Origin of the sequence: Tenacibaculum agarivorans (assembly GCF_001936575.1) — a bacterium.
GTDB lineage: Bacteria > Bacteroidota > Bacteroidia > Flavobacteriales > Flavobacteriaceae > Polaribacter > Polaribacter agarivorans.
The window spans coordinates 103,790-111,424 of record NZ_MSMP01000017.1; the positions used below are offsets into that span (position 1 = coordinate 103,790).

A 7,635-nucleotide genomic window follows, 5' to 3' on the forward strand; every position below is an offset into this window, starting at 1 on the left:
TAAAACCATAGATTCTAAATAGGGTTCACGTTATTCTTTTATACGATACAATTTTGCATAAGCCTTTGGGCTTATTTTTTTTTGCTTTTTAAACTGTCTATTAAAATAACTTAAACTATTAAATCCAGAAGCAAAACAGATTTCAGAAATCGTTAAATCAGATTCAGCAAGTAATTTAGCGGCTTTGGTTATTCTAAGTCGGTTTACATAATCAGTAAATGTTGTTTTTGTTCTTTTTTTAAAATATTTACAGAAAGAAGATTTACTCATGTATACTTTAGATGCTATAGTATCTAATGAAATTTCATGTTCTAAATTATCGAAGATATAGTTTAAAATCTTTTGAAAAGTAGCACTGTCTTTTGCTTGATATAATTGCGAACTAGCTGTGGTAGAAAGTAAACGCTGATGCTTATCCAAGCTTAATTCTTCTAAAATTTTATAGAATGAAAGTAATCGATGAATCCCAGTACTATTTTTTAAATTTAGAATTTGTTCTTCGTATTGCTTACCATTTAGAAATTGAATTCCACTAATAGATTTCTTTAATAAAGAGTGAATATTTTTCATTTCAGGAAGCTCATGAGCAAAAAATAAATCTTGTTTAAATTGTATCACCTGACTTTTTGAAATAAGATTTTCCTGTTGGTAGAAAATAGTATCACAACGCCAATAATGTGGTAATTGCGGACCAATTAATACCAAATCTCCCACTGTAAATAATTCAGCACTAGTACCTACAAATCGAGTTCCATGTCCAGCTTGAATATAGGTAAGCTCATATTCATGATGAAAGTGCCATGGAGAATCAAAATAATTTTGTTCAAACTCAGAAATTAAAAACGACTGTTGATTAGCATAAAAAAGTTGCTCTTTTATAGCTTTCATAATCCAATATGTGCTTTGAAAAGTGAAAAATAAAATAAAAAGGAAATATAGTTCAAATATCTGACAATATACGTCGATGATTGCAAAACTAATATTGTCAAATTTGTAAAAAAACTATCCAATATTTATGAAAAGTGAATTTCCAGATCCTTTTGAAAAGGCAAGACAAGATTCAGGATTAGGACATATTGATGATCAAAATGATCCTGTAGCAATGATTTTACGTCATAAAGATGTTAGAAAAACAGCACATAATTGGAAAACATATCAATCAGGAGCAGTTCCAGGGAGAATTGTAGTTCCTTCTGAAGTAAATATTCGTGATATTAGACAGATTCCTTTTGAGGTAGACCCACCATTACATAAAGATTTTAGAGAGCTATTAGAAGGATGGTTTAAAAGGCCCAATGGAGAGGAGTATCAAAAAATATTGAACGACCAGATTTCAACATTAATTGACGAAGTTGTATCAAAAGATGAAATTGAAGTAGTAGATGATTTTTCTCTAAAATTACAATCAAGAGCACTGACTATTTTATTAAATACATCATATGTTGAGTCGGATACATTCATCTCTTGGGGAACACATGTATTCAGAAGCGAAGGAGATAGCTTAGATGCTTCTAAAGCAAATGTATTATATGATTATTTGGATGATAAAATTAACGGAGCTAGAGAAAATTTAGGTGAAGATTTATACTCCGTTTTATTACAGGCAGAAGTAAACGGAAAAAAGTTAACTCACGATGAAATCAAAGGAATCATGATTTTAACTTTTGCAGGAGGAAGAGATACTGTTATTAATGCAGTAACAAATACGATTGCCTATTTCGCAGAGCATCCAAAATCTTTGCAAGACATAAAAGAAAACCCAGATAAAATTAATAAAGCAGTAGAAGAATTAATCCGATATTTTTCACCATTAACTCACATGGGAAGAGTAGCTACGGAAGACGCTCAAGTTTGTGAGCATGCTGTAAAAAATGACACTCGAGTATCCTTATGTTGGGCTTCAGCTAATAGAGATGAAACTGTTTTTGAAAATCCAAATGAAGTCAATTTTGATAGAAAAATAAATCCACATGTTGCTTTCGGGTTTAGTCATCATAATTGTTTAGGAGCAACTCACGCACGTCAAATTATGAGAACTTTATTACGTCTTTTGTCCGATAAGGTTACTTCTATTGCAATAACAGATAGTAGAGAAAACATTGAAGAATGGGGTGAATTCCATCGTAAAGTCGGATTTCATGAATTAAAGGTAAAGTTTAATAAATAAGTAACAATAATAAATTATGGCTAACATAACTTTTATAACAAGCAATAAAGAAAAGATAGTATTAGAAGGTGATTCTGGAAACGTAATGCAATTGGCTGTAAATAATGGAGTACAAGGTATTGATGGTGATTGTGGAGGTGTATGTTCTTGTGCAACATGTCATGTTTTTGTTGCTGAAAAAGATATAGATAAAGTAGGAAAAGCGAGCGATATTGAAGTAGATATGCTTGAGCTTGCAGATGATGCAAATGAGTTTAGTCGTTTATGTTGTCAAATAGAAATTACAGATGCTATTGACGGAGTTGAATTAACTGTTGCAAAATAAAAATTATATGTCTCAGAATACAACTTGTGTTATTATTGGAGCAAGTCATGCTGGGGTAAACTTAGCTTTTGCGTTACGTAAAGAAGGTTGGGAGGGAAGTATTATAATTTTTGATAAAGATTCAAAACTACCATACCACAGACCACCACTTTCTAAAAAGTATTTAGAGTTAGAAGATAGCATTCAAAATAATCTATTAAAACCAGAAGAAAGCTATACTAAAGATAATATTGACTTACAGTTAGGAGTATCTGTTGTCAGCATAAATACGGAAGAACGGTTTGTTCAATTAGATAATAATAGTGTACAACATTATGATAAACTAGTTTTTGCTACGGGAGCAAGAGCTTTTATTCCACCAATAAAAGGAATACAACAAGCAAAACATGTTTTTACACTTAGAAACGCTAATGATGTTGATGGAATTCGTAAAGCATTACACACAAGTAAGACTAAGAAAGTCGTTGTAATAGGAGGCGGTTATATAGGATTAGAAACTGCAGCATCACTAAAGAAGCTAAGTGCTGATGTTACGGTTTTAGAACGTGAAGATCGTATTCTAGCAAGAGTAACTACTACTTATTTATCAAAATTCTTTGATGAATTACATCGAGCAAATGGAGTATCGATTTTTACGAATAAAAATGTTACTGAAATCACAAATACAAATCATGTGATATGTAATGATGGTTCTGCTTATGAAGCAGATATTATTATTGTAGGTGTTGGAATTAGAGTACATACAGAGTTAGCAGAAAGTATTGGATTGAAACTTGAAAACGGTATTCATGTAAATACAAAAACAGAAACCTCACAAAAAGATATTTATGCTATCGGAGATTGTACCTATCATTACAATGGTATTTATGATCGATTTGTTCGATTAGAGTCTGTTCAAAACGCTGTTGATCAGGCAAAGGTTGCGGCCAAAAATATTTGTGGAAAGGAAATAATATATGAAACTCTTCCTTGGTTTTGGTCAGATCAATATGATATTAAACTTCAAATTGTTGGTTTAGCGGATGGACACGACGATAAGGTTGTTAGAGTTGAAGAGGATAAAAAGTTCTCTATTTGGTATTTTAAAGGAAAACAACTTCTTGCTGTAGACTCCATAAACAATGCTAAATCTTATGTGTTAGGTACAAAATACATTAAAACAAAAGCAGAAATCGATAAAATTAAATTGGCTGATCCAGCATCAGATTTAAAATCTATAGTAGTAATTAACCAAAACGAAATAAACTAACAAAAACAAGATGAGTACTATTAAATGTAAAGCAGCAATCGCTCCTGGAGATGGAACTTTCAAGATTGAAGAAACCGAAATTCATCCACCTAAAAGTGATGAAGTATTGGTTAAAATTAAAGCTGCGGCTATATGCCATACCGATTATGACTCATTAACATGGGGAATGCCTATTGTTATGGGGCATGAAGGAGCAGGGATAGTAGAAGCAGTTGGTGATGCAGTAACAAAGGTTGAAGTTGGAGATGAAGTCATTTTAAACTGGGCTACCCCAAAGTATGATAGTTTTCAATCTCAAATAGGAAATCAAAATATTTGTGAGTGTAATTCTCCAGTTTTGGCAAGTCATGCAGGTAAAATTTCAGGAGGTCATCCAACTTTTGAGTCTACAACATGGAATGATAAACCTATAGAACGCTCATTTAATTTAGGAACTTTTTCTGAGTATGCATTAGTGAAATCTTCAGGTGTTGTAAAGAAAAACTCTAAGAAATTATCTTTTGAAGCAGCATCAACTATTAGTTGTGCTGTAATGACTGGGTGTGGTTCGGTATTTAACACAGCCAAACCAGAGTGGGGAAGTTCTGTAGTAGTTTTAGGAACTGGTGGAATAGGTTTAAACGTAGTGCAAGCAGCTAGAATTTCTGGAGCAGTAAAAATTATTGCGATAGACATTAATGAGCAACGCTTAGAAATGGCAAAACAGTTTGGAGCTACTGATGTTATTTTAGCAGATAAAGAAGATAAAGGTTTGCTGAAAGCTGCTGAAATAGTAAAAGGAATGACTAATGGTAGAGGGGCAGATTACGCTTTTGAGTGTACAGCTGTTCCTGCTTTAGGTGTAGCCCCTTTAGCCATGATACGTAATGCAGGTACTGCGGTACAGGTAAGTGGAATTGAAGAAGAAATCATGGTAGATATGCGCTTATTTGAATGGGATAAAATATATATCAATCCACTATATGGTGGGGCTAAACCAGATATTGACTTTCCTAAGTTTGAAGCATTGTATGAAAAGGGAGATTTATTAATTGAAGAAATGATTACACGTACATATACATTAGAAGATCTTCAACAAGGATTTGATGATATGTTAGCAGGGAAAAATGCAAAAGGAGTAATTGTTTTTGACTAATTATTAGCATACTAATAACAGTTGAAATACATCTTAGAATTACAAAATATTTGTTTTGGTAGGTGAATTACCCCCTTGTTATTTTTAAGGTTTCTATAGAATTCAAGGGGGATCTACTAAAGTCAGAAAAACTAGAGCATGTTATGACATCAAAATTTAGGACCATTGAAATCTCAAATAAAGAGTTTGAATCCGATAATCTTCGATTTATTACCATAAAAACGCCTAATCTTAAAGGTAGAGGAGATATTTGTGTATATATTCCAAGTGTACGTTTAGCACCAAATACACCACTAGTAATTTTACTACACGGAGTGTATGGGAGTGCTTGGATATGGTCTCAAAAAGCAGGAGTACATCGTACTGCAGAGCGAATGATTACAGAGAAAGAAATCCAACCCATGGTAATTGCAATGCCTTCTGATGGTCTCTGGGGAGATGGTTCAGCCTATTTACCGCATAGCAGTTATAATTTTGAAAAATGGATAGCAGAGGATGTAATTACAGCTGTAAAAGAAGTTGTAGAAGAGATTACAGATGATTCTAAAATTTTTATTGGAGGACTTTCCATGGGAGGATATGGAGCATTACGATTAGGAGCTAAGTATCCAAATGTGTTTTCAGGGTTTTCTGGGCATAGTTCTATTACAGATTTACCTCAAATGAGTTTGTTTGTAGAGGAAGAATTAGAAAATTACAAACAAGAAAGTGCTAAAGAAGAATCTGTCTTTGAAATCATTAAAAAGAATAAAGACCATATTGCTCCTTTCCGATTTGATTGTGGAAAAAATGACGAGTTAATAGAACACAATAGGAAACTACACCAAGAATTAGTAGATGAAAATATTATTCATGTTTATGAGGAATTCTCAGGAAAACATGAGTGGCCTTATTGGGAAGAGCATGTTAAAGATAGTTTACTGTTCTTTGATACTTTATAGTAATAGAGATGTAAAGTAACTTTAGGTTTTTAGATTTACGAATTGGAATCGTACACAATTGAAAACACAATTTCCATCTTCTTTCTTTAAATCTTATAGATTTTGAATGTACTCGTCTAATTTATTTTCTTTACCCAATTGTAGCTTCTTTTTCAAGCGAAAGCGAGTCGATTTTATAGCTTCTAAACTTGTTTTTCTTACGCTGGCTATTTCGTTTCTTGAAAATCCAACTTTAATGAAAGCACAGACTTCAATATCGGTTTTAGTGAGTTTTGGATGTTTTATTTTAAGCCGAATTAGAAAGTCATGATTTAAAGTTTTAATATTTTCTTTTAGTTCATTAATTTTTTCATCATCAATAATATCATTTTTTAAGTTAGAAATGATTTGTTCTAGTAATATCGTATTATTAGGATTGGATATAACGGAAGGCTCTTTAGTTTGTATATGAGATACCGTTTTGGTATGTAATTCTCTAACTTGTTCTTTTTTTATACCAACTTCAGAATGTATATTATGGTTGGTGGTGGATAGTTGTTTTTCTTTCTTAGGAGGACTTTCCTTAGCTTTTTTATAGCGTTTAAATCTAAGCAGTAAAATGATTATGACTAGTAACGTAAAAATAAAAAGTATACTAACATACAATTGTTTTTTGAGTTGTTGTGTTTTAGCATGAATAAGTATATTTTTCTTTTCTGCTGATTTAATAATACTATCCCTTAAACGTTTTTTTTCGTAGGCATGTAGTACTTCAATGTCTTGTAATTCTTTGGCTTTTTTTACATTATTTATTTCGTCATTAATTTCTGTGTATTTCGCAACATCTTTGAATGCAAAATCATACTTTTTCATCGCTTTGTAAATTCTACTTCTAATTAAATAACCGTTATATAAGTATTGTTTGGTATCTTGAGAAATAGCCATTTCTATACCTTCATTAACATAACGCAGTGCATTGCTATGTTCTTCAATTTGCAAATAGGCATTAGCAATATTAATTAGTGTATTTACAATAGATCTTTTTTTGTGTATACTTTTCACATATTCCAGATAGTCTAAATACATAGAAAGGGCTTGGTTATATTTCTTTTGAAACGTTAATACTGAAGCCTTATTAGCAATAGCTTGTTGTTTGCCTTCTTCATAATTATCCAAATCAAAATATTCAATAGCTTTATTTATAACATAAAAAGCAGAATCAGTTTGATATAAGTTTTTATAACATTGAGACATCATACTGTAATTATTACCAAGACTTCTATATTTTTTATTAGTATAGTTTAAAGTAATTGCTTTTTTGAAGTGCTTGATTGCTTTGTTATATTCTTTTTGACTTCTGTATACAAAACCTATGTTGTGGTAAATAGTAGAAAGTTGAACGGTATCGCTTAAGCGGATATAGATTTTTTCTGCAGCATAGTAATCTTTTAATGCACCTACATAATCAGATTTTCGTCGTTTATAAATTCCAGAATGACCAAAGGTTTTTGCTCTTTGTATTTTAGTATTATACGTAGCTTTATTAAGAATTTCATGAATTTGACTACAATAAGTAATAACTTTATTATAATCCCTCTTTCTTTGGTAATTGCAAAGTTTAAGTAAAGCTTCTACTTTTAAGGAATCTGTTTTGGCAGTTGTAAACTGGTTTTCGAAACGTATAAGCGTACTATCTATCTTGGTTTGAGCGCTTGCCAAAGAACTCAAGACCATTAAGTACGATATAAAAAGTAGGTTACGCATTATTTTCATTACTATTCTACAATTAAAAAAAGGTCAGCCAATAAATGGAACTGACCTTTCAACATAAACAATCCC

General features: G+C 31.6%; 7 protein-coding genes. 5 read left to right on the top strand and 2 right to left on the bottom strand.

The genetic code is table 11. The features are described 5' to 3' along the window. Positions 1 to 30 precede the first annotated feature (30 nt). A complete protein-coding gene (locus BVC87_RS13975; RefSeq protein WP_075343009.1) occupies positions 31 to 888 on the bottom strand; it encodes an AraC family transcriptional regulator in 858 nt (285 codons plus the stop codon). Between the two features lie 127 nt (positions 889 to 1,015). Between BVC87_RS13975 and BVC87_RS13980 the strand changes: the two genes are divergently transcribed. From BVC87_RS13980 to BVC87_RS14000, 5 genes are all read left to right on the top strand, one after another. Beyond that, positions 1,016 to 2,167, top strand: coding sequence for a cytochrome P450 (locus BVC87_RS13980; protein WP_075343010.1), 1,152 nt, complete (start codon positions 1,016 to 1,018; stop codon positions 2,165 to 2,167). A gap of 16 nt (positions 2,168 to 2,183) precedes the next feature. Beyond that, positions 2,184 to 2,492, top strand: coding sequence for a 2Fe-2S iron-sulfur cluster-binding protein (locus BVC87_RS13985; protein WP_075343011.1), 309 nt, complete (start codon positions 2,184 to 2,186; stop codon positions 2,490 to 2,492). Positions 2,493 to 2,499: 7 nt separating this feature from the next. Next, positions 2,500 to 3,741 carry an NAD(P)/FAD-dependent oxidoreductase gene (locus BVC87_RS13990; protein ID WP_075343012.1) on the top strand — a complete coding sequence of 414 codons (1,242 nt, stop codon included), beginning with the start codon at positions 2,500 to 2,502 and terminating at the stop codon, positions 3,739 to 3,741. Between the two features lie 10 nt (positions 3,742 to 3,751). Then, on the top strand, positions 3,752 to 4,876 hold the full coding sequence (locus BVC87_RS13995; RefSeq protein WP_075343013.1) for a zinc-binding dehydrogenase: 1,125 nt from the start codon (positions 3,752 to 3,754) through the stop codon (positions 4,874 to 4,876). A gap of 143 nt (positions 4,877 to 5,019) precedes the next feature. Continuing rightward, the gene (locus tag BVC87_RS14000) at positions 5,020 to 5,817 is read left to right on the top strand and encodes an alpha/beta hydrolase (RefSeq protein ID WP_075343020.1); all 798 of its coding nucleotides are present in this window, start codon (positions 5,020 to 5,022) and stop codon (positions 5,815 to 5,817) included. 93 nt (positions 5,818 to 5,910) lie between these two features. On the opposite strand, the gene BVC87_RS14005 is transcribed toward BVC87_RS14000, so the two are convergent. After that, a complete protein-coding gene (locus BVC87_RS14005; RefSeq protein ID WP_083629484.1) occupies positions 5,911 to 7,569 on the bottom strand; it encodes a tetratricopeptide repeat protein in 1,659 nt (552 codons plus the stop codon). Positions 7,570 to 7,635 lie beyond the last annotated feature (66 nt).

Coding starts and splice junctions, on each gene's coding strand:
- BVC87_RS13975 (WP_075343009.1), bottom strand. CDS start 888: ATGAAAGCTATAAAAGAGCAACTTTTTTATGCTAATCAACAGTCGTTT.
- BVC87_RS13980 (WP_075343010.1), top strand. CDS start 1,016: ATGAAAAGTGAATTTCCAGATCCTTTTGAAAAGGCAAGACAAGATTCA.
- BVC87_RS13985 (WP_075343011.1), top strand. CDS start 2,184: ATGGCTAACATAACTTTTATAACAAGCAATAAAGAAAAGATAGTATTA.
- BVC87_RS13990 (WP_075343012.1), top strand. CDS start 2,500: ATGTCTCAGAATACAACTTGTGTTATTATTGGAGCAAGTCATGCTGGG.
- BVC87_RS13995 (WP_075343013.1), top strand. CDS start 3,752: ATGAGTACTATTAAATGTAAAGCAGCAATCGCTCCTGGAGATGGAACT.
- BVC87_RS14000 (WP_075343020.1), top strand. CDS start 5,020: ATGACATCAAAATTTAGGACCATTGAAATCTCAAATAAAGAGTTTGAA.
- BVC87_RS14005 (WP_083629484.1), bottom strand. CDS start 7,569: ATGAAAATAATGCGTAACCTACTTTTTATATCGTACTTAATGGTCTTG.